The sequence below is a fragment of the Glutamicibacter sp. BW80 genome (genome assembly GCF_002332385.1).
GTDB lineage: Bacteria > Actinomycetota > Actinomycetes > Actinomycetales > Micrococcaceae > Glutamicibacter.
The window spans coordinates 189,659-213,571 of sequence record NZ_NRGV01000015.1; the positions used below are offsets into that span (position 1 = coordinate 189,659).

General features: G+C 61.5%; 23 protein-coding genes. 14 read left to right on the plus strand and 9 right to left on the minus strand.

Going from position 1 to position 23,913, the window contains the following annotated elements:
• Positions 1–32 precede the first annotated feature (32 nt).
• Positions 33–776, minus strand: coding sequence for a DUF4199 domain-containing protein (locus CIK76_RS03315; protein ID WP_096283406.1), 744 nt, complete (start codon positions 774–776; stop codon positions 33–35).
• 183 nt (positions 777–959) lie between these two features.
• On the opposite strand from CIK76_RS03315, the gene CIK76_RS03320 reads away from it, so the two are divergent.
• The 5 genes from CIK76_RS03320 to ccsB are packed head-to-tail and all read left to right on the plus strand — an operon-like array spanning position 960 to position 5,709.
• Positions 960–1,622 carry a histidine phosphatase family protein gene (locus tag CIK76_RS03320; RefSeq protein WP_096283408.1) on the plus strand — a complete coding sequence of 221 codons (663 nt, stop codon included), beginning with the start codon at positions 960–962 and terminating at the stop codon, positions 1,620–1,622.
• 5 nt (positions 1,623–1,627) lie between these two features.
• A complete protein-coding gene (locus CIK76_RS03325; RefSeq protein ID WP_096283410.1) occupies positions 1,628–2,251 on the plus strand; it encodes a TlpA disulfide reductase family protein in 624 nt (207 codons plus the stop codon).
• Entirely contained in the window at positions 2,248–3,018 is a 771-nt protein-coding gene (locus tag CIK76_RS03330; RefSeq protein WP_255248329.1) for a cytochrome c biogenesis protein CcdA, read from the plus strand. The genes CIK76_RS03325 and CIK76_RS03330 overlap by 4 nt, the downstream gene beginning before the upstream one ends.
• Complete coding sequence (locus CIK76_RS03335) at positions 3,018–4,646, plus strand: cytochrome c biogenesis protein ResB (protein WP_096283412.1); 1,629 nt, start codon at positions 3,018–3,020, stop codon at positions 4,644–4,646. Before CIK76_RS03330 ends, CIK76_RS03335 begins: the two co-directional genes overlap by 1 nt.
• The gene (ccsB, locus tag CIK76_RS03340; protein WP_096283414.1) at positions 4,639–5,709 is read left to right on the plus strand and encodes a c-type cytochrome biogenesis protein CcsB; all 1,071 of its coding nucleotides are present in this window, start codon (positions 4,639–4,641) and stop codon (positions 5,707–5,709) included. Before CIK76_RS03335 ends, ccsB begins: the two co-directional genes overlap by 8 nt.
• Positions 5,710–5,991: 282 nt before the next feature.
• Here ccsB and CIK76_RS03345 read toward each other — a convergent pair whose 3' ends face one another.
• On the minus strand, positions 5,992–6,387 hold the full coding sequence (locus CIK76_RS03345; RefSeq protein ID WP_096283416.1) for a PLDc N-terminal domain-containing protein: 396 nt from the start codon (positions 6,385–6,387) through the stop codon (positions 5,992–5,994).
• Between the two features lie 53 nt (positions 6,388–6,440).
• On the opposite strand from CIK76_RS03345, the gene CIK76_RS03350 reads away from it, so the two are divergent.
• A complete protein-coding gene (locus CIK76_RS03350; RefSeq protein ID WP_096283418.1) occupies positions 6,441–6,722 on the plus strand; it encodes a DUF4229 domain-containing protein in 282 nt (93 codons plus the stop codon).
• Between the two features lie 41 nt (positions 6,723–6,763).
• Here CIK76_RS03350 and CIK76_RS03355 read toward each other — a convergent pair whose 3' ends face one another.
• The 3 genes from CIK76_RS03355 to CIK76_RS03365 all read right to left on the minus strand — a co-directional run bounded on the left by CIK76_RS03355 (position 6,764) and on the right by CIK76_RS03365 (position 9,835).
• A complete protein-coding gene (locus tag CIK76_RS03355) occupies positions 6,764–7,648 on the minus strand; it encodes a 1,4-dihydroxy-2-naphthoate polyprenyltransferase (protein ID WP_096283420.1) in 885 nt (294 codons plus the stop codon).
• Positions 7,649–7,723: 75 nt separating this feature from the next.
• Positions 7,724–8,851 (minus strand): AMP-binding protein, encoded by a 1,128-nt coding sequence (locus CIK76_RS03360; RefSeq protein WP_096283422.1) that lies wholly within the window; start codon positions 8,849–8,851, stop codon positions 7,724–7,726.
• 21 nt (positions 8,852–8,872) lie between these two features.
• Positions 8,873–9,835, minus strand: a complete 963-nt coding sequence (locus tag CIK76_RS03365) for a 1,4-dihydroxy-2-naphthoyl-CoA synthase (protein ID WP_096283424.1) — start codon at positions 9,833–9,835, stop codon at positions 8,873–8,875.
• A 186-nt stretch (positions 9,836–10,021) separates the two neighbouring features.
• Here CIK76_RS03365 and CIK76_RS03370 point away from each other — a divergent pair, with 186 nt between their 5' ends.
• Positions 10,022–11,467 carry an amino acid permease gene (locus CIK76_RS03370; protein ID WP_255248330.1) on the plus strand — a complete coding sequence of 482 codons (1,446 nt, stop codon included), beginning with the start codon at positions 10,022–10,024 and terminating at the stop codon, positions 11,465–11,467.
• 79 nt (positions 11,468–11,546) lie between these two features.
• Here the strand turns inward: CIK76_RS03370 and CIK76_RS03375 are convergent, their stop codons facing one another.
• Positions 11,547–12,896 carry an MFS transporter gene (locus CIK76_RS03375; RefSeq protein ID WP_255248335.1) on the minus strand — a complete coding sequence of 450 codons (1,350 nt, stop codon included), beginning with the start codon at positions 12,894–12,896 and terminating at the stop codon, positions 11,547–11,549.
• Positions 12,897–13,376: 480 nt separating this feature from the next.
• On the opposite strand from CIK76_RS03375, the gene CIK76_RS03380 reads away from it, so the two are divergent.
• The 4 genes from CIK76_RS03380 (at position 13,377) to CIK76_RS03395 (ending at position 17,687) form a co-directional block, all read left to right on the plus strand.
• A complete protein-coding gene (locus CIK76_RS03380; RefSeq protein ID WP_096283560.1) occupies positions 13,377–14,600 on the plus strand; it encodes a thiolase family protein in 1,224 nt (407 codons plus the stop codon).
• Between the two features lie 2 nt (positions 14,601–14,602).
• Positions 14,603–15,397 (plus strand): enoyl-CoA hydratase/isomerase family protein, encoded by a 795-nt coding sequence (locus CIK76_RS03385; RefSeq protein ID WP_096283430.1) that lies wholly within the window; start codon positions 14,603–14,605, stop codon positions 15,395–15,397.
• Between the two features lie 4 nt (positions 15,398–15,401).
• Entirely contained in the window at positions 15,402–16,268 is an 867-nt protein-coding gene (locus tag CIK76_RS03390) for a 3-hydroxyacyl-CoA dehydrogenase family protein (protein WP_096283432.1), read from the plus strand.
• Between the two features lie 558 nt (positions 16,269–16,826).
• The gene (locus CIK76_RS03395; RefSeq protein ID WP_096283562.1) at positions 16,827–17,687 is read left to right on the plus strand and encodes an AraC family transcriptional regulator; all 861 of its coding nucleotides are present in this window, start codon (positions 16,827–16,829) and stop codon (positions 17,685–17,687) included.
• Positions 17,688–17,763: 76 nt separating this feature from the next.
• Here CIK76_RS03395 and CIK76_RS03400 read toward each other — a convergent pair whose 3' ends face one another.
• The gene (locus CIK76_RS03400) at positions 17,764–18,645 is read right to left on the minus strand and encodes an RIO1 family regulatory kinase/ATPase (protein WP_255248331.1); all 882 of its coding nucleotides are present in this window, start codon (positions 18,643–18,645) and stop codon (positions 17,764–17,766) included.
• A 140-nt stretch (positions 18,646–18,785) separates the two neighbouring features.
• Here CIK76_RS03400 and CIK76_RS03405 point away from each other — a divergent pair, with 140 nt between their 5' ends.
• From CIK76_RS03405 to paaZ, 3 genes are all read left to right on the plus strand, one after another.
• Positions 18,786–19,514 carry a tyrosine-protein phosphatase gene (locus CIK76_RS03405; protein ID WP_176484070.1) on the plus strand — a complete coding sequence of 243 codons (729 nt, stop codon included), beginning with the start codon at positions 18,786–18,788 and terminating at the stop codon, positions 19,512–19,514.
• Positions 19,515–19,546: 32 nt separating this feature from the next.
• Positions 19,547–19,915: a VOC family protein gene (locus CIK76_RS03410; RefSeq protein WP_096283436.1), complete on the plus strand. Its 369-nt coding sequence runs from the start codon at positions 19,547–19,549 to the stop codon at positions 19,913–19,915.
• 319 nt (positions 19,916–20,234) lie between these two features.
• Positions 20,235–22,358: a phenylacetic acid degradation bifunctional protein PaaZ gene (paaZ, locus tag CIK76_RS03415; RefSeq protein WP_096283438.1), complete on the plus strand. Its 2,124-nt coding sequence runs from the start codon at positions 20,235–20,237 to the stop codon at positions 22,356–22,358.
• 75 nt (positions 22,359–22,433) lie between these two features.
• Here the strand turns inward: paaZ and CIK76_RS03420 are convergent, their stop codons facing one another.
• Both CIK76_RS03420 and CIK76_RS03425 read right to left on the minus strand, forming a co-directional pair.
• Entirely contained in the window at positions 22,434–23,117 is a 684-nt protein-coding gene (locus CIK76_RS03420) for a nicotinamide mononucleotide transporter (protein ID WP_096283440.1), read from the minus strand.
• A 173-nt stretch (positions 23,118–23,290) separates the two neighbouring features.
• Complete coding sequence (locus CIK76_RS03425; RefSeq protein WP_096283442.1) at positions 23,291–23,908, minus strand: TetR/AcrR family transcriptional regulator; 618 nt, start codon at positions 23,906–23,908, stop codon at positions 23,291–23,293.
• Between the last annotated feature and the right edge of the window lie 5 nt (positions 23,909–23,913).

Consider the following 23,913-nt stretch of genomic DNA (forward strand, 5'->3'; position numbering starts at 1 on the left):
TTTTCAGCGCTGGGTCCGAGGACCCGAACGGTTTAGCGGTAGCCAGCCCGGCGCGCCTGGCGGCGCTGCGCGATGTACTGCGAGGAAGCCGGCAACCAGGCGAAGACCACGCCGACGATGCCCGCAATGAATCCAAGGGCGTAGACCACATTGATCATCGTGGCATCAGCTGCATTGGCGTACATGCTGAACATCGGCAGGCTGATCAGCATGCCAACTACGGAGATGGCCGCCAAGATCGTGGCGATGATCCGCATCGCGCGGACCCCTCGACCGACGAAGAAGCCGACCAGGAAGTAGGCGATGAGCGTGATGAACATGCCCACCACGGTGAAGGTGGTCATTGTGGAAGTGATCTGCGCCAGGAAAGTGTCCGGGTTTTCTATCATGCGTTCGATCTCTGCATTCATCGCGGCGTCGTTGGAAGACTCCATCTGCATGCGCATCTGATCTTCGAACATGGTCCACTGCGAACGCACCATATTGCCGAAGAGGTTGGTGCTGTTGATCAGCCAGCTGGCTACGGCGCTGAGCACCCCGGCAAGCATGATGAAAATAAACGCCATCTGCAAGGTCTTGGGACGTTCGGCAGGCGGCTGAACCGGAGCGTAGCCACCTTGCTGCTGGAACTGCGGAAGCTGCTGCGCTGCCGGCTGACCATAGGGGGTCGGCTGCCCACCGTAGGGATTTTCGCCGTAGGGGTTCGGGTTCGAACTCCCGGACCCGGCTGACGGGTCATAGGGCTGGCCTGGCTGGTTCGGATCGTTGGTGCTCATGATCGTCCTTTGATTGCTGCTAAACGGTGAGTAACTCTAACTACTAGCCTAGTCCGTGGCGTTTGTGATGTGCCCCTCCGAAAGGATGGTTTTTTGATATGGGAATCCCATGCAGAGGCTGTGAATACTTGATCGTGGCCACAATTTTCATCTTTTAGGTTGATTGTTTGAGAGACTGTAACCATGCCAGTTTCAACCGTTCATTTGTTGCGCCATGGGGAAGTTTTCAACCCGAACCGCGTGTTGTATGGCCGGATCCCGGGCTATGGCCTTTCCGAGCTGGGTTTCCAGATGGCGGATCGAGCCGGAGAGTACTTCGCCAAGCGTCAGGCCGAAGGCGCCCGTGTGGTCCGCCTGGTCGCCTCCCCGCTGCTTCGTGCGCAGCAGACCGCGCAACCTGCGGCCCAGGCTCTGGGCCTGCCCATCATTACCGATGATCGGGTGATCGAAGCAGGCAACAGCTTTGAAGGCCTGGCCCAGATCAAAACCCACCTGAAGAATCCGCGGTACTGGCCGCTGCTGCGCAATCCGCTGAAACCCTCATGGGGCGAACCGTACGCCGCGCAGGTCGCTCGCATGCGACAGGCCATGGACGACCAGCGCCAGGCGGCGGTGGCCGAACACGGCGACGGCGCCGAGATCATTATCGTCAGCCACCAGCTGCCTATCTGGGTGACCCGGCGCGCCGGTGAAGGCAAGCCGCTCTGGCATGACCCACGCCAGCGCGAATGCACGCTGAGCTCAATAACGAGTTTTGAGTTTGACGGAGACGAACTTCGCTCCGTGAATTACACCGAACCGAGCCCAGACCTGCTGGCGGGCGCGGCGAACATCCCTGGAGCCTAAGCCAAATGAATGAATCCTCGCAGAATCCTCGCTTCCTGAATCGTCGCACCATGCTGCGCTCGATGCTGGTTGCCGCGGCGGCTGTGCCGCTGGCCGCATGCTCGGTCACCGAGGATCCGCTAGCCAAGCAGGCGCGCTCCGGAGATAACAAAAACTACATCGCCGGCGACGGCGCGGTGCAGGAATATCTGCCCGCGAAGCGCAGCGAGCCAATCGAACTGACCTCCGAGACCTATCAGGGCACGCCCATCGATCTGGCGGCCCTGCGCGGTAAGCCGGTGGTGCTGAACTTCTGGTACGCCGCGTGCGCACCGTGCCGAATCGAGGCACCGCACCTGAAAGAACTCTCCGAGGACTTTGGCGAGGACGTTCCATTCATCGGAGTCAACGTCCGCGATGAGGCCGAAGCCTCGCTGGCCTTCGAGCGCAGCTTCGAAATCCCTTATGAATCCGTGCAAGACACCGATGGCCAGATCCAATTGGCGATGACCAAATACGTACCACTGCAGGCGGTTCCCTCCACGCTGGTTCTGGACCGCGAGGGACGGGTTCGCGCCCGCGTCATAGGTGCTATCGAAAAGGGGACGTTGAAGTCCCTGATCGACACCGCGCTCACCGAAGAGTTGTGAGCCTCCCGTTGATCTCTTCGAATCCCTTCGCCGACATTGCGCTCGACGGGTCGCTGCTGCTGGCCGCCCCGGTGGCCATGCTTGCGGGACTGGTTTCCTTCCTCTCACCGTGCGTGCTGCCCTTGGTCCCGGGATATCTCGGTTATGTCACCGGGCTGACCGGCGCCGATCTGCGCGAGCACCGCCGCGGTCGGGTCCTGCTGGGCGTGCTGCTGTTTGTCCTCGGATTCTCGGTAGTCTTTATCGCGGCCGGCGTGCTGTTCAGCCAGGCCACCGCGTGGCTGAAGTTCAACGGCGCCTGGGTAACCCAGGCCTTGGGCCTGGTCGTGGTGCTTATGGGCATCGTCTTCATGGGCGGAATTTCCTGGATGCAACGGGACCGAAAAATTCATCGGAAACCACCGGCAGGGCTCTGGGGAGCGCCGGTGCTGGGGCTGACCTTCGGTTTGGGCTGGGCCCCGTGCATCGGGCCTACGCTCAGCGCGGTGCTGATCATGTCCACTGGCACCGATGCGAACGTTGCCCGCGGAACGCTGTTGACGGTGTTCTATTGCCTTGGATTGGGTTTTCCGTTCATCCTGATCGCCCTCGGATTGCAGCGCGGCATGCAGGCGCTGGCATTCTTCCGCAAGCATCAGCTGCTGATTATGCGTCTGGGTGGGGGAATGCTGATCCTGCTCGGACTGGTCATGATCTCCGGGCTCTGGGGAACCTGGGTCGCTGAATTACAAAACTGGTTTGCCAATGAAGTGAGGTTGCCGATCTAATGGCGAAAAATAAACGAACCGGCAAAGACCGAGGCGACGCACCTGCCCTGGGTTTCCTTGGTTCGCTGCGGTGGATCTGGACGCAACTGACCTCGATGCCAACCGCCCTGTTCTTGCTGCTGCTGCTCGCGGTCGCTGCGGTTCCGGGATCGATCTTCCCGCAGCGGTCGATGAACCCCGAGACGGTCAATGAGTATCTCGAGCAGAACCCGGCAACCGGCCCCTGGCTTGACCGGTTCCAGCTCTTCGATGTGTATTCCTCCGCATGGTTCTCCGCGATTTATATTCTGCTCTTCGTTTCGCTGGTGGGTTGCATCATTCCCCGGGTGAAGAAGCACGCGCAGGCACTGCGCACCCCGCCGCCACGCACTCCCGCCCGACTCGATCGGTTGCCGCAGTACACCTCACTTTCGCTGGTTGAAGATGAAGCGGATACTCCTAGCGATGATGAAGTCATCGATGATGCCTACAAGGTGCTGCGCAAGCGCGGTTACCGTGTTGAGCGTCGCTCCGATGCAACCGGTCGTTCGGTAGCGGCCGAACGCGGCTACACCCGGGAAATCGGCAATCTGACCTTCCACATCTCGCTGATCGGTGTGCTCGTTTCGGTGGCCATCGGCGGAGCCTTCGGCTACGCCGGGCAGCGCGTCATCGTGGAGGGGGAGACCTTCGTGAACTCGCTGGTTTCCTATGATTCCTTCACCCCGGGCACCAGCTTCAACCCGGAGAATCTCACCGCCTATTCGGTGAAGCTGGACAAATTCGACATCGTCTTCGACCGCGAATCGAAGACGCACTTCGGCCAGCCCCTGGATTTCACCGCGCATGTGGAGACCCGGCGTTCTGCCGATGCCGAACCGGTGAAAGAAGAGCTGAAGGTCAACCACCCGCTGCGCATCAACGGCGCCGACGTGTACTTGGTCGGCAACGGCTACGCGCCGGTGGTGACGGTCCGTGACGGCAACGGGGATGTGTCCTTCTCCGGCCCGGTGGTTTCGGTGCCGCAGGACTCGGTGTACACCTCCCTGATGGTCATCAAGGCACCGGACGCGAAACCAGAACAGCTGGGTTTCCAGGGCTTCTTGCTGCCCACCGCCTTGGTCGATGAAACCGGCTTTGGCATCTCCGGGGATCCCAACGCGATCAACCCGCAGCTTCACCTGAACTCCTTCGCCGGAAACCTGGGCCTCGACGACGGCGTGCCGCAGAACGTGTATGTGCTGGACACCGAGAACCTCACCGAGGTGAATTCACGCAATCTCGACTCCGGCGGCATAGTGCTCGAAGCCGGGCAGACCTATGACCTGCCCGATGGCAAGGGGAGCATCGCCTTCGACGACCTGAAGCGCTTCATCGCCGTGGATGTGAATTACGATCCGAGCAAAACGCCGATCCTCATCTTCGCCTTCTTGTCCCTCGCGGGGCTGGCGGTCTCGCTCTTCACTCCGCGCCGACGCGTCTGGGTGAAGCTGAAGAACGAGGACGGGCAGCGCAGCATTGAATACGCGCTGCTGGCCCGCGGCGAGGATCCGCGCCTTGAACGTGAATCCGCAGAGTTGCACAATATCTTTGACAGCAAGTGGCCAGTGGCCAGCCAGAAGCAGGACCAAGGAGAAGTAAATGCCTAACGGCTCAAACCTCGCGCCAATCAACGAAACGCTGGGCAACTACAGCCAGCTGTTCATGTTGCTTTCGGCATTCGTCTACATGGTTGCCTTCATTTTCTTCGCGCTGGACCTGGCCAAGAGCAATAAGAGCATCAGCGAAATTGATGCGGCCGCATTAAAACGCGACTCCGAGATGCTCGTTGGTGCCGGAACGACCGCGGTGGCGCAGCCGAAACGCCCGAAGCGCGGTGCGCAGCCGGCGCGCGCCGACAACGTTGGCGAAGACATCGTCAACGACAAGATGAACTACACCGAGCACTCCTCGACGCGCAATATCGCACGCATCGCGGTGGTGCTGACCTGGCTTGGCGTGGCGATGCATGGCTTCGCGGTCGTCGCCCGCGGCGTCGCGGCGCACCGCGTGCCGTGGGGCAACATGTATGAGTTCTTGTCCACCGGCGCGCTGGTGGTCACCGTGGTGTACCTGGTGGTTTTGTTCTTCAAGGACCTGCGGTTCATGGGCAGCTTCATCATCGGCCTGGTGACCCTGATGCTGTGCGGCGCGACCCTGGGCTTCCCCACTCCGTTGGGCCACCTGGTACCCGCCTTGCAGAGCCCGTGGATTGTCATCCATGTGTCCATCGCGGTATTCGCCGCGGCGCTGTTCTCCATCAGCTTCGCCATGAACGTGCTGCAGCTGATCCAGCACTCGCGGATGAGCAAGCTGGCCGCCGGCCAGCCGGACAAGCTGCCATTCATGCGCTTGGTTCCCGGAGCGGGCGCGCTGGAGAACTTCGCCTACCGGATCAATACCATTTCGTTTGTCATGTGGACCTTCACCGTGATGGCCGGCGCGATCTGGGCCGAAGCGGCCTGGGGACGCTACTGGGGCTGGGATCCGAAGGAAGTCTGGTCCTTCGTGATCTGGGTGGTCTACGCCGGCTACCTTCACGCACGAGCTACCGGTGGCTGGACCGGGCCCCGTTCGGCGTGGCTGTCGATCATCGGTTACGGCTGCGTGATCTTCAACTTCACCATCGTGAATATGTTCTTCGACGGCCTGCACTCCTACGCCGGAGTCTAGCCCACACCCGGGACCCCGGTCGCCGGGGCAGCCCCGAGGGACGGACCACCCAAAGGTCCAGCCCTCGGGGCTTTTCCATGCCCGGGAAGCTCCTTGTCGTGATCAACCGATCCGGAAGTTGAAGTCCACCGCGGCTAAGCCGCCGCTCAACAGCCGCCAGCGGCAGCTTAGCGGCCTTCCGGGCTTGGAATCAGCACGGGCTAGCACCGCATCGATAACGTTGCGTAGAAAGAACTGCAGGGCCCGGCATAAGCCGGGCCCTGCAGTTCGCTTTGCTGAAAATTAGCTGTCTTTGGACGGAGTATCTGAATCGTCCGAAGAATTACCCTTATTAGGTTTCTTCTTCGCTTCGCGCTCTTTTCGTTTGAGTTCTTCCTCACGTGCTTTGAGCTCGGTTTCGCGCTGCTGCTGGCGCCGCCAGATTTCCAGCTGGCGGAGGAAATCCTCGTCGTCGTCGGGAGCATTCTGCGTGTCCGGGAACTTGCTTGCCCCCGCAGTTGGACGACCTAAAACAAACCACAATCCCGGCCCGAGCAGGGGCAGGAGAATGATGATGACTAGCCATGCCGTTTTGGGCAGGGAGCGCACCCGATGTCGCTCGGTGCGGGCACACTCGATCAATGTGTAGATCATGAGCGCCACCGAAATGAGTGCGGCAAAAATAATGATGCGGACCATGCCTCTAGTCTAATGACTTTCTGGCTCACAGGTTCATCGGTAGACTTTAACGTATGCAGTTTGTGAAATATTCGGTGCTTCGGTTGGGTCTGTTCTGCGTTGTCTTCTTGGCAATGTGGAAGCTAATGGCCTGGCCGATCTTCACCTCGGGCCTGATTGCCCTGATAGTCGCCTTTGCCGTGTCTTATTTGTTCTTCAACAAACTACGTTTGGCAGCAAACGAGGACGCGCGCAACGCCTTTGCCAAAACCAGCGCATCGAAGACCGAATCCCAGCTGGCCGAAGAAGCCATCGAGGATTCCTTCGACGAATCGCAGCGACCGGAAAACAAATAAGCGAAGCCTTCCAAAGTTGTTCACTTTGGAAGGCTTCTGTCTTAGAGCCAGGTGTGCAGCATGATGGCCAAGCTGAAGAGCGCGGCGTAGACCACGTTGACCAGGCCCGTCTGCTTGAGCACCAGCACCAGCTTAGGCAGCGATTCTTCGCGCAGCATCAGCCAGCTTGGAGCGGCGGCCGGGATGAAGCTGAGCAGGATGAGCCACATCCAACCGTTTGACCCCGTGAGCAACAGCGGCAGGACAATGGCGGCGCTCAACATCAGCACGTAGCTCAGCCGGGCCGACTGTTCGCCCAATCGCACCGCCAAGGTAATTTTTCCAACTTCGCGGTCCGTGGGAATATCGCGGACGTTATTTGCCATCAGCAGCGCACAGCCGATCAGGCCGGTACCGATCGCACCGAGCAGGGAAGCCAGCGTCAGCTGACCGATCTGCGTGTACGTGGTGCCCAGCGTGGCCACCAGGCCGAAGAAAATGAAGACGTAGAGATCTCCCCAACCACGGTATCCGTAAGGGTTCTTACCGCCGGTGTAACCCCAGGCGGCAAAGATCGCGGCGACGCCCACCAAGAGCAGCGGCCATGAAGCGGAAAGAATAACGAGCAGAAATCCGAGAATCGCCGCCAACCCGAAACATCCGAAAGCGGCGTTTCTCACGTGCTTCGGCTTCGCGAGTTTGGCGCCGGTCAGCCGCAGCGGGCCGACCCGTTCGTCGTCGGTTCCGCGGATTCCGTCGGAGTAGTCATTTGAGTAATTCACGCCGACCTGGAGCAGGAGCCCCACGAGCAGGGCAAGCACAAAGCGGAACCACAAAAATTGGCCGGTTTCGCCCACTGCGGCCGCGGTGCCGATGACTACCGGGGCGATGACGATGGGCAGGGTGCGCAGGCGTGCGCCGGCGACCCACTGGGAAAGCGTTGCCACTTCTCGTTCCTTTCGGCGAGACCAAAAACTCGGACCCCTTAGTTTCCCGCGAAACTTCGGGCAAGGCGAATCGGATCAGCCGCCGGCGCGCAACTCGTCGAGGATCCGGCGCCGATCAAACTTCCCGTTGGGCAGCATTGGAAGCCCGGAAGGGTAGTGGCGGACCCGTTTGGGAACGGCCGCGGATCCAATGGTTTGCCGCACGGCTTCAAAAGCATCCTGCGTATTTGTCGGACCTGAATAGGCTAAACCTACGCTTTGGCCCCATTGCGCGTCGGGGACCGGCAGCACCAGGCACTGCTGGAAGAACTCTTCGAGCAGCCCTTCGATTTTCCCGGCCGACAGTTTGACGCCACCGGTATTAATCACATCGTCCATACGCCCGGCGATGCTCAGCCGGTTGCCGTCGACGCTGCCCAGATCATCGGTGAGGTACCAGCGCGCGCCTTCGTGGATGACGAAGTGTTCGGCGGTGGCCTCGGGATTATTCGCGTAGCCGTCGGCGAGCATCGGGCCGGAGACCAGGATGCGTCCCTGGCGTTCGGCAAGTTTCACTCCCGGCAAGGCGGTTCCGTTGTAGACCAGACCGCCCGAAGTTTCCGCCGCGCCATAGGTTTGGAAGATCTTCAGGCCCAGATGCCGCGAGCTTTGCAGCAGGTCCTTGCTGGCCCGTGCGCCGCCGAGCAAGATGGCGTCGAAACGCTTCAGCACCGCAATGGTCCGTGGCTCCGGATTGTCCAGCAGGCGTGCCAACTGGGTGGGGACCAGGGAAGTCAGGCGGTGGGCATCGACCATTTCCTCGGCCGCGTCGGTGAACTTCTGCGCAGAGAAGCTGCCCTGAAGATCCATGCTCACCGGATTGGTCCCGGCAAAAAGCGAACGGGTCAGCACGCTGAGTCCCGCGACATAGTGCACCGGCAGGGCCAGCAGCCATTGTCCCTCGAAGCCGAGGTACTCGGCCGTGGCCTGGGCGCTGGCTGCCATCGCCGAGACGCTGAGCACCGTGCGCTTGGCCCTCCCGGTGGACCCGGAAGTGCGCACCACCACCATGGTCTGCGCAAACCCGGGAAGCTCCTCCGGGCGCAGATAAGCGACCTGCAGACCGCCGGGCGCCGAGGGGTCCGCAAGGACTTCCAGGGCCGGTCCGGAATCGTTGGCGTTGGCGGCCAACGCCTGCATGAGACTGTGGTGGGGTGCCTGCATACTCAGCTAATCCTCCGTGGCTTAGAAGTAGTACGGGTGGTTGGACCAGTCAGGGTCGCGTTTGCCGAGGAAGGCATCACGGCCTTCTACGGCTTCATCGGTCATATAGGCCATCCGGGTAGCTTCCCCGGCGAAGACCTGCTGGCCGGCCAGGCCATCATCTGCCAGGTTGAACGCAAACTTCAGCATGCGAATGGCCTGGGGGGACTGCTTGGCAATGTCTGCCGCGTACTCCAACGCAACCTCTTCGAGGCGGGCGTGCTCGACCGACTCGTTGACCGCGCCCATGCGCACCATGTCATCGGCGGAGTACTCACGGGCCAGGAAGAAAATCTCCCGCGCGGTCTTCTGGCCGACCTGTCGGGCCAGCAATGCCGAACCGTAACCCGCGTCGAAGGAGCCCACGGTCGCATCAGTCTGCTTGAACTTGCCGTGTTCCTTCGAAGCGATGCTCAGGTCCGAGACCACATGCAGCGAGTGGCCGCCACCGGCAGCCCAGCCGTTGACCACGCAGAGCACAACCTTCGGCATGGTGCGCATCAGGCGCTGCACCTCGAGAATGTGCAGTCGCCCGGCGCGGGCCGGATCGATTGATTCGCCGGTCTCGCCCTCGGCGTAGCGGTAGCCGTCACGGCCACGGATACGCTGATCGCCACCGGAGCAGAAGGCATGCCCGCCGTCCTTGGGCGATGGACCGTTGCCGGTGAGCAAGACGGTGGCCACGTTGCTGGTCATGCGCGCATGATCCATCGCGCGATAAAGCTCGTCTACCGTATGGGGGCGGAATGCGTTGCGCACCTCGGGACGGTCAAAGGCAATGCGCACCGTCGGCAGGTCGCGGAGGATCTCGCCGCTTGCCGCACGCTCCACCTGGCGGTGGTAGGTGATGTCGGTGAAATCGAAACCTTCGACAACGCGCCAACGCACGGGGTCGAAAATGTCGGAGACCTTTTCTGGCTGGGCTGAATTATTCTGGCTACTCACCCTCTAAATGCTAGTCGAACGGCCGGAGATCTCGGTGTAGGTGCGCGCAAAGACCGGTCTCTAGCAGAACGTGTCACGGCGATGATTCGTGCTTTGCGTGCCAAAGGGAGTAAATTTTCCTCGGAGCCTTGAGCCTGGCAGTCGCCATGGGCAAGCCGAGGACCTAAGCATTTCAGGAGTGAGTACGTGTCATCTAGCCACCACAATCCGGGCATCAAAGAAGCTGAGATCAGCTCCGAAGGATACAAAAAAACCCTCGGACGTCGACATGTGCAAATGATCGCCATCGGTGGTGCGATTGGTGTGGGACTTTTCATGGGATCTGGCGGTCGGCTGGCGGCTACCGGACCGGCGCTGATTTTCTCCTACGCGCTGGCCGGGGGCATCGCCTATCTGCTGATGCGGGCGTTGGGCGAATTGATCATGTACCGCCAAACCTCGGGTTCCTTTGTGTCCTATGCCGGTGAGCTTTTTGGCCCCAAGGGCGCCTTCGTCTCGGGCTGGATGTACCTCTTGAACTGGGTGATGACCGGAATCGCCGAGCTGGTTGCCATTGGCCTGTACTTCCAGTACTTCTTCCCGAATCTGCCGGTTGCGGCCTCGGCGCTCTGCGCGCTGGCGATGCTTGTGGCGATCAATTTGTTCAGCGCCAAGGCATTCGCGGAATTCGAATTCTGGGCCGCCTTCATCAAGGTCACCGCGATCATCTTGTTCCTCGCCGTTGGCACCTACATGGTGGTTACCAACGCGCAGATCGGGGAACACACCGCTTCGGTGTCGAACCTCTTTATCGGCAATGAAAACGGCGAAGGCGGCATGTTCCCGCGTGGATTCTTCGTCTCGATCCTGGTGCTGAACTCGGTGATCTTCGCCTATAACGCGATCGAACTGGTGGGTATCGCCGCAGGCGAGATGGAGAATCCGGAGAAGGAAGTTCCCTCTGCCATTCGCGCGGTGGTTTTCAGGATTCTCGTTTTCTACATCGGCAGCGTCAGCCTGCTCGCGATGATCTTGCCCTGGCATGAGTATGAATCCGGAGTCAGCCCGTTCGTCACCGTATTCGACAAGATGGGGTTGGCTTGGATCGGTTCGGTGATGAACCTTGTGGTGATTACCGCCGCACTGTCCTCGTGCAATTCCGGGCTGTATTCCATCGGCCGGATCTTGCGCACGATGAGCGGCAACGGGCACGCGCCGGCCTGGCTGTCCAAGATGAATAAACGCTTTGTTCCTTCGGCCGGCATCTTTACCGTGGGAGCGGTCTATCTGCTCGGCGTGCTGCTCAACGTGTGGCTTGGCGGTACCTTCGCCTTCGACCTCGCATTGAATACCGCCTCGATCGGCGTGCTGTTCACCTGGGCTACGATCTTCGCCTGCCAATTGATGCTGCGCAAGAAAAAAGGAAAAATTTCCAAGCTCCCCATGCCGGGAGCGCCGGTCACCGGATGGGTCGGCCTCGTTTCCTTGCTGGTCATCACCGCCCTGATCTCCTTCGATACCTTGACCGGAGAGAACGGCGAGGTGTTCCACATCGGTTTGTACACGATCGCCGCTATCCCGTTGTTCGCGATCCTGCTCTTCATCGGTTGGAAGTTCGTTGGCCAAAAGGCCAAAGTAACCGTGGACCACTAAAGCCTGCAGCAAACGACTAAGGGGTTTGGTTCATGCCCAATGGCGGGAACCAAACCCCTTAGTGCTTCGCGCCGAAGCCCTAGCTTTGCTCGGCCTTCGGCTCATTGGCCGGAACGGTGGCCAGAATGCCGGTGTCCAGTGCGTCCGGGATCTCGGTACCGCGCAGTGAAGCGCCTGCGGTCTCCGGCATGAACCTGATGGCCACCATGCCGATCACGCAGGCAATCATCATGTATACGGCCGGGAACAGCAGGAAACCCGAAGCATCGATGGCCGCTTCGTTGACGATGGCGGCGGTGCCGCCAAAGATCGCGGTCGCCACGTTGTAGGTGATGGCAAATCCGGCGAAACGCACATGCGAAGGGAACATCGCTGGGAAGGTCGCGGTAATCGTGGCGAGCTGCGGGATGTACAGCAAACCGAGGACCGCAAAGCCGACAATCGCCCACATGAAGCTCTGCCCCATAAGCCAGAACATGGGCAGCGCGAAGATGAACAGCCCGATCACGGAGATGTTCCACATGGGTTTTCGGCCGATCTTATCCGAGAGCGAACCGGCAAACGGGATCACCGCCATCATCGCTACCTCGCCGATCAAGATCGTTGCAAGGGAGGCGCTGGGGGCCAGCCCGATTTGCGTCTCCAAGTAGGTCGGCATGTAGCTCAGTAGCGTGTAGTTCACGACGTTCAAGGCGATGACCAGGCCGCTCATCACCAGCATGGGGCGCCAGTAGGAGCCGATGAGCGCCCGGAGGGTGCCGCTTTCCTGGGTTTCTCCGGCCGCTTCCATTTCTTGGAAGACCGGGGTGTCTTCGAGCTTGCTGCGCAGGTACAAGCCAATGAGGCCCATGGGCAGGGCCATGAAGAAGGGAATGCGCCAGCCGAAGTCCATCATGGCCTGCTCGCCGAGCATCACCTGCAAGGAGAGCATCACCGCGGTGCCGAGCGCGAAACCGCCCAGGGTGCCGAACTCCAGGAATGAGCCGAAGTACCCGCGCTTTTTATCCGGGGCGTATTCGGCCATGAAGGTAGCCGCGCCGCCGTACTCGCCACCGGTGGAGAAGCCCTGGACCATGCGCAGCAGTATCAGCAGGACCGGCGCGACGACACCGATCGAAGCGTAGGTGGGCAAGACGCCGATCAGGAACGTCGCCAGCGACATCATGATGATTGTCAGCGCCAGGATCTTCTTGCGTCCAAGCTTGTCGCCCAGGGGGCCCCACACCAGGCCGCCTAACGGGCGGACCAGGAAGGAAAGCGCAAACGTGGCCAGGGCCATCAGGGTCCCGCCCTCGGTGGGGAAGAAGTGCGCGGTGATATAGGTGACGGCTACCGCGTAGACGCCGTAGTCGAACCACTCGGTCATATTGCCCATTGCCGAGGCTGCGGTGGCTTTGCGCACTTCGCGTCGTCCGGCGGCGGTGCCCATATCGGGGCCGATGTCGTGGTTGAGATCGGGCGTGAAATTCTCGGTACCTGAATTGTTTTTTGGGTGGCTGTTTTCCGGCGGCATAAATGCTCCGTTACTTTTCAGCTTTCCGTCGACCGGATGCCCAAAGCCTTCCGAACTACATGGCCTTGGAGACGGTCCACGATCTGGGGATATCTCCAGAGTCGGTCAGTTACCAAAGGTTACGTGAGCTTCATTCTAGAATCAATCTTTGACATGCAGATCTTTCGTACCGTCTATATTTGGAGGAAGAATCTCCGCAACTTGGGAGCGAGCGAATCCACGCATTGCGCGTAGCTTTCTTGACGCTGGGCGAGCCTATCTGTGATTCTATTAGTGAACGAATGGTCGGTAAGTTTGCGTGGTGGGGATCACTCTGCTGGCATCAATATCTTTCCGGGACGGATGCTGCTCGCGCGAAGCGAGCCGGATCTGAATCCGGAGTACGAAGGAGTATTCATGGCTGAGGCATTCTTGGTGGGCGGAACGCGCACCCCTGTTGGCCGCTACGGCGGAGCGTTGAGCGGTGTCCGCCCGGATGATCTGGCCGCCATCACCATCCGCCAGCTCGTCGAAGATGCCGGGATCGATCCGGCCGCGGTCGAGGAAGTGATCTTCGGAAACGCCAACGGCGCCGGAGAAGAGAACCGCAACGTGGCCCGCATGGCCTGGTTATTGGCAGGTTTCCCCGACAGCGTCCCGGGCATCACGGTCAACCGGCTGTGCGCCTCGGGGATGAGTGCCATCACCATGGCAAGCCACATGGTCAAGTCGGGGGCGGCGGATATTGTCGTTGCCGGCGGCGTGGAATCCATGTCCCGGGCCCCGTGGGTTATGGAAAAGCCGGATAAGCCCTTCGCTAAACCGGGAGCCGTTTTCGATACGTCGATCGGCTGGCGCTTCACCAACCCGAGCTTCCTCTCCGGAGAACTCTCCCGCGATGGCAAGGCGACCTACTCGATGCCGGAAACCGCCGAAGAGGTCGCTCGGGTGTACAACATCTCCCGGGAAGACGCAGACCAGTTCGCGGTGGAATCCCACGCCAAGGCCATCGACGCGATCGCCGCGGGCCGCTTCAAGGACGAGATCGTTCCGGTCACCGTGAAGACCCGCAAGGGTGAACACCTCGTGGACACCGATGAAGGCCCACGCCCCGGCACCAGCCTGGAGGTCCTCTCCTCCCTGCGCCCGGTGGTCAAGGGCGGCTCGGTCGTCACCGCCGGAAACGCCTCCACGCTCAACGACGGCGCCTCGGCGATCCTCGTCGTCTCCGAACGGGCTATCGAACGTTTCGGCTTGAAGCCGCGCGCCCGGGTCATCGACGGGCAGGCGGCGGCCCTCGCGCCGGAGATCATGGGCATGGGCCCGGTCCCATCCACCAACAAGGTGCTGGCCCGGGCCGGGCTGAACATCTCGGATCTCGGTGCCATGGAAATCAACGAGGCCTTCGCCTCGCAGTCCTTGGCCAGCATGCGCGAGCTGGGGGTGGACCCGGGCATCGTGAACCGCGACGGCGGCGCGATCGCGCTGGGGCACCCGCTGGGATCCAGCGGTTCACGCATCGCGATCACCTTGCTGGGCCGCATGGAACGCGAGCTGAGCGGCGCCGGACGGAAGCTCGGCGTAGCGACCATGTGCGTTGGCGTCGGCCAGGGCGCTGCACTGCTGGTGGAAGGCGTCTAGGCATGAGCTTGAACCCCGCCGACTTCGGCACGCTGAAGATCTCGGAAACCGCAGACCGGCTCTGGGTACGCCTGCACCGGCCGGAAGTCCGCAACGCGATCGACCAGCAGATGGTCGATGAACTGCACGCGGTCTGCAGCCAGCTGGAACGCGAACCTAAAATCCTCATCCTGGCCGGCAGCCCCGGCCAGGAACCCACCGCGGAAAAGCCCAAGGGATCCAAGGGCATCTTCGCCTCCGGAGCCGATATTGCCCAGCTGCGCGAACGCCGACGCGAGGATGCGCTCGCCGGAATCAACTCGAGCATCTTCGAGCGGATCGCCAAGCTGCCGATGCCGGTGATCGCCGCCCTCGACGGCTACGCGCTGGGAGGCGGGGCCGAACTGGCCTATGCCGCCGACTTCCGCATCGGCACCGAAGAATTGCGCATGGGAAACCCGGAGGCCAACCTCGGCATCATGGCCGCCGCCGGCGCCACCTGGCGGCTGAAGGAATTGGTGGGGGAGCCGGTGGCGAAGGATATCCTGCTGGCCGGCAAGGTGCTCACCGGGGCCGAATGCCTGCGCGTGGGGCTGATCACCGAACTGCACGCCGCGAGCGAGCTGGATGCGGCCGCCGATGCGTTGGCCGATCGGATCGGCGCCCAGGACCCGCTGGCGGTGCGCATCACCAAGTCGGTATTCCACGCTCCACGCGAGGCGCACCCGATGATCGACACCCTGGCTCAGGGCATGCTTTTTGAGTCGCAGGCAAAGTTTGACCGGATGCAGGCATTCCTTGATCGAAAGAAGAAGTAGGCATATGAACAATGACGCCGTAGCAAATAAACTGCCCGGAACCGTCGGAGTCCTCGGCGGGGGCCGCATGGGTGCCGGTATCGCCCACGCGTTCTTGACCAGCGGAGCGGCCGTGACCGTGGTCGAACGCGATCAGGAATCGGCCGACGCAGCCTACGGGCGCGTCGCCGATTCGGTCGATAAGTCGCTCGCCCGCGGTGCGGTGAACGAGTCCCGCGAGGAACTCCTGGCCCGCTTTTCAACCAGCACCGACTACGCAGACTTCGCGGCCGCCGGTCTGGTCATCGAAGCAGTTCCCGAAATCTGGGACCTGAAGGTCTCCTCCTTGCAGGCAGTGGAGGCGGTGCTCGCGCCGGAGGCAATCCTTGCCTCGAATACCTCCTCGCTGTCCGTGACCGGCCTGGCCGAAGAACTGCAACGCCCGGCGAACTTCTTGGGTCTGCATTTCTTCAATCCGGTGCCGGCCTCCACGCTCATCGAGGTCGTGATCGGCAAGCAGACCGCGCAGGAACTCGTGCCAGCTTCGCGCGGCTGGGTAGCGGCGCTGGGGAAGACCGCGGTAGTGGTCAACGACGCACCGGGCTTTGCCTCCTCGCGGCTTGGCGTGGCCATCGCGCTGGAAGCCATGCGCATGGTCGAAGAAGGGGTGGCCAGTGCCGAAGACATCGACAACGCGATGGTGCTGGGATACAAGCACCCGACCGGACCGCTGAAGACCACCGATATCGTCGGACTCGACGTGCGTCTGGGAATTGCCGAATACCTCCATGAGACGCTGGGCGATCGTTTTGCTCCGCCGCAGATTCTGAAGGACCTGGTGGCCGAGGGAAAGCTTGGCCGAAAGACCGGCCAGGGTTTCTACACCTGGTAATCACCCCTGGTTTCAGCAGCCCGCTCGGAACGGCATCTCGCCGTTCCGAGCGGGCTGCTTTTTGCGCCAGGTGAATTTTCCTGCGAAAACACCAACCAGACCGCTTAATCGGTCAAGCAGATCGAGGCCGTCCGGCCCTTGCCCCGGGCCGCCACGACCCTATGGCTTTGATTGCTCGCTTCGAGCCTCCGCACCTCCCAATCGAGGTAACTCTTGATCGTGATCCCGGAATGTCCAAAGTGCGCGCAGATTGATGCGTTTGGCATTATCCAATTCCAGCTGGATGACCGCATCAGGCCCCCGGGCGGCGGAAAGGCTGATGGGGAGACGGTCTTGATTTAGGTATTCGAGGAACTTAGGATGTGAGCCAGTCGCGGTAGATTACCGGGGCGTCAGCGCTAGACGAACTGAATCTCATACGTTGAGCTTCCTCTTCGTCTGCCAGCCCACTTGCCTGGGATTATTTCCACGCGGGTGGGCTGACTTTTTATGGCATCAATTATCGGGTACGCGACATTTGAATCTCCCTAGAGTTCAATGGTGGGAGAAGGAGAACACGTGCATCAGTGGAATGAAGCTATAGAAGCCATCGACGCGGATCTGACCGAGCCAATTGATGTGGCGCGGCTGGCTCGCATGGCGCTGACCTCGGAATATCATTTCCGAAGAATGTTCGCTTCGCTCGCGGGTCTGCCGATATCCGAATACATTCGGCGGCGTCGGCTGACCGCTGCGACCGCAGAGATCATTGCCGGTGATGCTGTTCTGGATGTTGCCGTCCGCTACGGATATGGCTCGGGTGAGGCTTTTAATCGAGCCTTCAAGGCCCTGCATGGTTTGACGCCGAGCGAGGCACGCAGACCTGGGGCAGTTCTCCGCTCCCAACCTCGCTTGAGGATTCATGTACGCATTGAAGGGAGCCATGACATGAAGCACCGTATTGAAGAGCTGGGTGAGTTCCGGCTTATTGGATTTACCGCCCGGGTTCCACTGATCCATGAGGGGCCAAATCCGCACATCATCGAATTCCAGAGGAGTCTTGTTCCGGAACAGATGCTCCGGCTCAAAGAGCTGGCGGAACCTGGCCTGCCGGGCATGGTTTCGGCGTCGGTCAACATCGAAGATTCACGGGACGAAGGCTCGGAACTGGATTACTGGCAAGCCGTAGCCACCACGCAGGAGATCCCGCAGGGTTTTGAAGCTATCCAGGTCCGCGCTGGCACCTGGGTGGTCTTTGAAGCCGAAGGGAAATTCCCGGAGGTCCTTCAACGCCTCTGGGCGGACGCGGCCACCGAATGGTTCCCGGCTAATCCATATCGCTGGGTTCCCGGTCCCGAGCTGCTCAGCATCCAGCCAGATGCCGATGGCAGCAGCGGACGTGGCCAACTATGGATTCCGGTGGAGTCTGCTCGACTCTAACCGCCCTGCCGGCAGCGAAACTCGATAAGAATCACCACCAAGGTGCTGGTTCTTATCGAGTATCGCTGCCTTCTGCTTAGGCGAACATGCTCGCGAGCAAGGAGGTGAATAACGCGTCGGCGTCCCGTTCCAGCCCCTTGGAGGTGAACCAGTCGCACATATTCACGCAGTCGCGATGCAAGAAGTCCAGCCCGTGCAGATTCCCGGCCAGGTCCACGCACTGGGGCACATCGATCACCACCAGGCGCTCGCCTGCGACCAGCAGGTTGTAGGCCGACAGGTCGCCATGGGCGATGCCTATGGCCGCAAATTTCTCCATGGCCTCGGCCAGTTGGTCCCAGAGCATTGGCAGGCGCGGATCGTTGCGCGGCAGCTGCTGCAGCCGCGGTGCCGCGACACCGGGGCGGTCCGGATCCGCGATGAACTCCATGAGAATCTCGGTTCCCTCGATTTGCACCGGGTAGGGGACCGGTATGCCAGCGGCATGGCAGCGGCGCAAATAGGTCCATTCCGCGCTCGCCCACTGCATGGCGGCGATTTCGCGTCCATAGCTGGAGTTGTTGTCGATGGCTCGATTATCACGCGAGCGGCGCGCGGAGCGCCCCTCGCTGTAGGACTGCGAACGACTGAATTGCAGCTGGTCCCGCTTGCGATAACGCTTGGCCGCCAGCAACACGCTGCGCTGCGAGGTGGCACGCTCGATCAGGAAGACCTCGCCTTCCTTGCCGGTTTTCAGCACGCCGAGCTCGAGGTCGATGGCCGCGGCGTCCTCGATCAACCATGCGGGATACGGCTTGGGACCGCGACAGGATTTTTCGATCAACGGCCAGCTGGAATAGCGCTGCTGGGGACCTAGCTCATCGATTGAGGTTTCGTCCCAGGTAATGGTTTTTCGCCGGGTGCGAAGCTGAGGTTCGGAATCGTCTAAATTGGCGAATTTTCCGGGGTATGAAGACACTGTGAGTCCTTGGGAAGTAGGGGTGGGAATGTATGCGGGCAGAAGACATTCATCGTTACCCCTCCTTCTTGACAGACTAATTGGCACTTGCCAATGACTAGAACTCTACAGGAACCAGCCGATGTGATGCAATGGGTTCCATGGGCCACGCTCCCGACTATCGCCGACTTCCCGAAGATGTGAACTGGGATGGGTCGATCAATGCCCGATGGATCACCGGGGCCTTCTATCGCATGGGGCGCCATGAATGGCTTACGAGCCTCGGCTGGCAGCAGATGCGCCGGGACGGAATCGAACGCGTCATCGACCTGCGCAACCACGGGGAGGTCAAACGGCGCGAACATGACCCGGTGGTTGACCAAGGGGTTCTGGAAGGGATGGAAATCCTCCGGCTGCCGCTGGAGGCCGCCGGCAGCGAGCGCTTTGCGGCGGTTGCGGTGCCCTATATGAATCACACCAGCATGTACCGGCTGGTCTGCGAAGAGTTCGGCGGCCAGCTGCGCGCGGTGTTCGAGGCGCTCGCCGAAACCGAGCGCGGCACGGTGGTGCACTGCTCTGCTGGACGCGATCGCTCGGGGCTTGTCGCCACGCTCCTGCTCGATCTCGCCGGGCGGCGCGGGGAAATACTTGAGCAGGATGAGCTTGCGGTGCGCGGCATCAACGAATGGCACCGGGTCTCCCCGCGCAAGCACCCCTACGAATCCCATCAGGGTGAACCCGAACTGCGCCGAGCGATCGCCGAACGCGCTGCGGAACTGGAAATATTCCTCGAATGGCTGGGCAGCGCTCGGGGCTTCCTGGCGACCTGCGGCCTGTCCGAAACCCAATTGCAGCGGCTGCAATTGCTGGCTAGCCGACCACGGCCGTGACAGTTCGGCGGCCTTGGTTGTAAGCTCACCGCATGAGCCCTCAGCCACTGCACCATGCGTTCAACTACATCGAGCTAAGCGTCACCGATCTGGCCGAAGCCAAGGCTTTTTATGCCGGCGCCTTCGGCTGGGTTTTCAACGACTATGGGCCAAATTATGCGGGGATCGGCTCGGGTGCTGGGGACGGCGAAGAGGTGGGCGGGCTTACGCTCGCCGAGGCGCCGCGCGCGGCCGGCGGCCCGCTGGTCCTGTTGTATTCCGAGGATCTGGATGCAACGGCTCAGGGGATTACCGCCGCTGGCGGCCGGATACTGCAAGGACCCTACGAATTCCCCGGCGGGCGCCGGCTGCACTTTGCCGATCCGAGCGGAAACGAGCTCGGGGTCTGGGCGAAACGCTGAATCCCGGCCAGCGAGTTGGCTGCCCACGCGTCGGCCGGGCTTGATCGGTGTAGCAGTCAGGGTAGGCATCCCGGCGCTGGCCGCACGGTGACGGGTCGCATTGGACTCCGCTGCGACGACCACCGTGCCGAAGATGGAGGCGTACTTCACCGCAGTCCAGGAGCCCGCCGCTTCGCCGAGCTCGATGCTCCATGGTTCTGCGGGCGGGGTAGCGGAGGACGTATTAGCCATTGTTTCTGCTCCCGAGTGTCGTCGATCACGTGGTTGCTGATACTGTTAATGGTATTACTGACCGATCGTTCAGGAAGGAATTATGTCGATGTCGACATCCCAGATTGGTGTGGTCCCAAGTTTCATTGCCGGTCAATGGCAAACCCCCGAAGCCCAGGGCGGCACCGAAGTCCGCGACGCCAATACCGGTGAGCTGCTCACCACCGTCACCGGCGGAAGCCTAGACGTCGCAGGAGCCGTCGCGTACGGCCGCGGCGTCGGACAGCGCGAGCTGTCCAAGCTTTCCCTGCATGAGCGGGCCTTGAAGCTCAAGGAACTTGCCATGTACCTCAACGAGCGCCGCAAGGATCTCTACGAGGTCTCCTATAAGACCGGCGCCACGAAGATCGACTCGATGGTCGATATCGACGGCGGCATCGGCGTGCTGTTCACCTTCTCTTCCAAGGGACGCCGTGAACTTCCCAACAGCAACGTCATCATCGACGGCAACGCCGAACCGCTGAGCAAGGACGGATCCTTCCTCGGCTCGCACATCTACACCGCGCTGTCCGGGGTAGTCGTCCAGGTCAACGCCTTCAACTTCCCGGTTTGGGGAATGCTTGAAAAGTTCGCACCGGCCTTCATCGCCGGGGTGCCCACCATCGTGAAGCCGGCGACACCTACCGGGTACCTGACCGAAGTCGCTGTGCGCATGATCATCGAATCGGGCATTCTGCCCGAAGGGTCGCTGCAGCTGATCTCGGGCTCCGCGCGCGATTTGATGGATCACCTCGACTACCGCGATATGTTCTCCTTCACCGGATCGGCGGCGACCGCCAGCCGGTTGAAGTCCCACCCAAACGTGATCGACGGGGGAGTGCGCTTCAGCGCCGAAACCGACTCGTTGAACGCCGCGATTCTTGGTCCGGATGCGGTGGAGGGCACCGCTGAATTCGACGCCTTCGTCAAAGCGGTTGTCGGCGAAATGACCTCCAAGGCCGGACAGAAGTGCACCGCTATCCGCCGTAATATCGTCCCTGCCGGCCAGGTCGACGCGGTGATCAATGCGATCGGCAAGCGCATCGATGAGCGTGTGGTGCTCGGTGACCCGCGCGTTGAGGGCGTCACCATGGGCGCGCTCGCCTCCGTCGAGCAGCTGCGAGACGTGCGCGCCGCGGTCCAAGACATGCTCGACGCCGGCGGCGAGCTGGCCTTTGGCCGCTTGGATGCCCCGGCGGTACGCGTGGCCCCGGAACGCGATGCGATCGCCGAAGGCGGGGCCTTCATGTCTCCGCTGGTATTGCGCTGGGAGGATGCCCGCAACCCGATCCTGCACTCCCGCGAAGCCTTTGGCCCGGTGTCCTCGGTCATCGGCTACGATTCCGTGGATGAAGCCATCGAGCTGGCGGCCATGGGCTCCGGTTCGCTGGTCGCCACGGTGTGCACCAATGATCCGGAAATTATGCGCGCGCTGACCCTGGGCATCGCAGCGCACCACGGGCGCGTGCACATCCTGAACCGCGAGACCGCACGCAGCACCACCGGCCACGGCTCGCCGGTACCTCACCTGGTCCACGGCGGACCGGGCCGCGCCGGCGGCGGCGAGGAACTGGGCGGTATCCGCTCGGTGATGCACCACATGCAGCGCACCGCGGTGCAGGGTTCGCCGAATATGCTCACCGCGCTGACCGGCGTGTGGCACACCGGTGCCGCGCGGCAGCTTGCCGGCAGCGAGAAGTTCGGCGCCACACCCGGCAACGTGCACCCGTTCCGCAAGTCGCTGGCCGAACTGAAGATCGGCGACGCACTGGCCTCGGACCTGCGCCAGGTCAGCCAGGAGGAGATCACCGCCTTCGCCAACGAAACCGGTGACACCTTCTACGCCCACGTGAACCCGAAGGCCGCGGAAGCCAACCCGTTCTTCCCGGGCACCGTGGCGCACGGCTACCTGCTGGTCTCCTGGGCCGCCGGGCTCTTCGTGGAGCCGGCTCCGGGACCCGTGCTGGCCAACTACGGCCTGGAGAACCTGCGCTTCATCACCCCGGTGGCCGTCGGTGATTCGGTGCGCGTCACGTTGACGGCCAAGAAGATCACCCCGCGGGTCACCGATGAATACGGCGAGGTCGCCTGGGATGCGATTCTGCACAACCAAGACGATGAGATCGTCGCGACCTACGACGTGCTGACGCTGGTGGAGAAGGAAGACACCATCTATGCCAACTGGCAGGACTAAGAGCCGAGAATAAAAGAGCAGTGGCTGCGGANNTCCGCAGCCACTGCTCTTTTGTCGTTTCGAAAGTGCCGGAGGCTAGTCGGCCACGGCAGGTGTTCCGACCGCGTGATCCGCCGAGTCCCGCCGCGGCAGCGCGCGCCACATGAACCAGGCATAGAGCGAGGCGATGACCATGAACACCCAGACCAGCAGCAATGCGAAGGCCGGGTTGTTGGCGAACAGGGTCGCCACGTAGACGGCCGAGGCCAGGGCCATCAGCAGCCACCCGGCACGGATGCCGCAGGCGATGAGCGCGAAGGAGACCAGCACCACGGCCTCGGTGAGATAGGAAACCCAAATGGTGCCGGTGCCGGCAGTAAACGCGAAACCGGTGGTGAGCATTTCACCGAGGTGCAAGGCGGTGAGCACCGCCACCCCGAGCACCGCGGCGATGATTGCGGAGAGCCCCAACGGTGCACGGAGCACCTGCCGGGTGAACTTTCCGTGGAACTTGTATCGGGAGAACCGCCAGAGGCCGAAGACTCCGATGAGCAGGGCCGGGATCGCGTACACCAGGAACAGGGTGTCATACTGCATTGAAATGACCAGCGGACCGGCGAAGACCGCGAGAATTTGGGCCCACCAACCTAGATCATTACGGTGTGCCAGCAAGGCACAGGCGACCACCGAGAGCAGCGCGCTCAGTGAGAACAGTGCGACCTGCATGCCTGAATCGGTGCCTGGCAGCTGGGAGAAAAGAGTGTAAAAAAGTTCTTCCACGACGCTTCTTAGATTGACTGGGAAATGATCGGGCGGGCGCAAAACGCACCCTAATGATGCTATCGCCGCAACCTGTGAAGACGATTATCGGCCGAGTTCGGGAAGGTAATAAAAAGCTCGACCCCGAGGCGACCGCGCCAAATGGGCGGTCCCTCGGGGCCGAGCTGGTGAATTTATTCGCCGGTGGAATGCAATCCGTCGAAGAGCAAGGTGATCGCCTGATCTTCCAGGGTTTTTGCATCGATCGGGCCATCTTCACGGAACCAGTCGACCACGGAGTTGATCAGGCCGAAGAGCAAACGTGCGGTGGCGCGCGGATCGAGATCCGCGCGGAGCTTCCCGGCGGACTGCGCCGCGGTCACCAGCTCGGCAAGCTGGCGGTCCATGGCGCGACGACGTTCCAGCGCGGCGCGTTCCAGCTCCGTGTTGCCACGCAGCCGCAGCAGCAAGGTCACGTAGCTGCGCTTGGAGATCAGGATGCGGAAAGTTGCACGCAAGAAGAAATCCAGGCGCTCATCGGCGCTGCCCTGATGGGCGCGCACCTCGATGATGACCGCCTCCAGCGGAATCAGCGCCTCATCGAGGGCCAGCCGCAGCAGATCCTCTTTGGAGGGAACATGGTGGTAGATGGCGGACTTGCTGATGCCCAGCCGGTCCGCCAGCTTACCCATCGAGGTAGCTTCATACCCGTGTTCGTTAAAAGCCTCGACCGCGATGCGCAGGACGGACTCCTGGTCGTAGCCCGGGCGTCCCCTTTTGAGCGGGGTGTTAGCTTTGTCGATAAGTCTCATGATCC

Excerpts from the sequence above, each read along its gene's own strand:
- CIK76_RS03405 (WP_176484070.1), top strand. The coding sequence starts at position 18,786 with ATGGGCCACGCTCCCGACTATCGCCGACTTCCCGAAGATGTGAACTGG.
- CIK76_RS03375 (WP_255248335.1), bottom strand. The coding sequence starts at position 12,896 with ATGGGCACCGCCGCCGGACGACGCGAAGTGCGCAAAGCCACCGCAGCC.
- CIK76_RS03315 (WP_096283406.1), bottom strand. The coding sequence starts at position 776 with ATGAGCACCAACGATCCGAACCAGCCAGGCCAGCCCTATGACCCGTCA.
- CIK76_RS03335 (WP_096283412.1), top strand. The coding sequence starts at position 3,018 with ATGGCGAAAAATAAACGAACCGGCAAAGACCGAGGCGACGCACCTGCC.
- CIK76_RS03390 (WP_096283432.1), top strand. The coding sequence starts at position 15,402 with ATGAACAATGACGCCGTAGCAAATAAACTGCCCGGAACCGTCGGAGTC.
- CIK76_RS03325 (WP_096283410.1), top strand. The coding sequence starts at position 1,628 with ATGAATGAATCCTCGCAGAATCCTCGCTTCCTGAATCGTCGCACCATG.
- paaZ (WP_096283438.1), top strand. The coding sequence starts at position 20,235 with ATGTCGACATCCCAGATTGGTGTGGTCCCAAGTTTCATTGCCGGTCAA.
- CIK76_RS03320 (WP_096283408.1), top strand. The coding sequence starts at position 960 with ATGCCAGTTTCAACCGTTCATTTGTTGCGCCATGGGGAAGTTTTCAAC.
- CIK76_RS03380 (WP_096283560.1), top strand. The coding sequence starts at position 13,377 with ATGGCTGAGGCATTCTTGGTGGGCGGAACGCGCACCCCTGTTGGCCGC.
- CIK76_RS03410 (WP_096283436.1), top strand. The coding sequence starts at position 19,547 with ATGAGCCCTCAGCCACTGCACCATGCGTTCAACTACATCGAGCTAAGC.
- CIK76_RS03360 (WP_096283422.1), bottom strand. The coding sequence starts at position 8,851 with ATGCAGGCACCCCACCACAGTCTCATGCAGGCGTTGGCCGCCAACGCC.
- CIK76_RS03350 (WP_096283418.1), top strand. The coding sequence starts at position 6,441 with ATGCAGTTTGTGAAATATTCGGTGCTTCGGTTGGGTCTGTTCTGCGTT.
- ccsB (WP_096283414.1), top strand. The coding sequence starts at position 4,639 with ATGCCTAACGGCTCAAACCTCGCGCCAATCAACGAAACGCTGGGCAAC.
- CIK76_RS03345 (WP_096283416.1), bottom strand. The coding sequence starts at position 6,387 with ATGGTCCGCATCATTATTTTTGCCGCACTCATTTCGGTGGCGCTCATG.
- CIK76_RS03385 (WP_096283430.1), top strand. The coding sequence starts at position 14,603 with ATGAGCTTGAACCCCGCCGACTTCGGCACGCTGAAGATCTCGGAAACC.
- CIK76_RS03425 (WP_096283442.1), bottom strand. The coding sequence starts at position 23,908 with ATGAGACTTATCGACAAAGCTAACACCCCGCTCAAAAGGGGACGCCCG.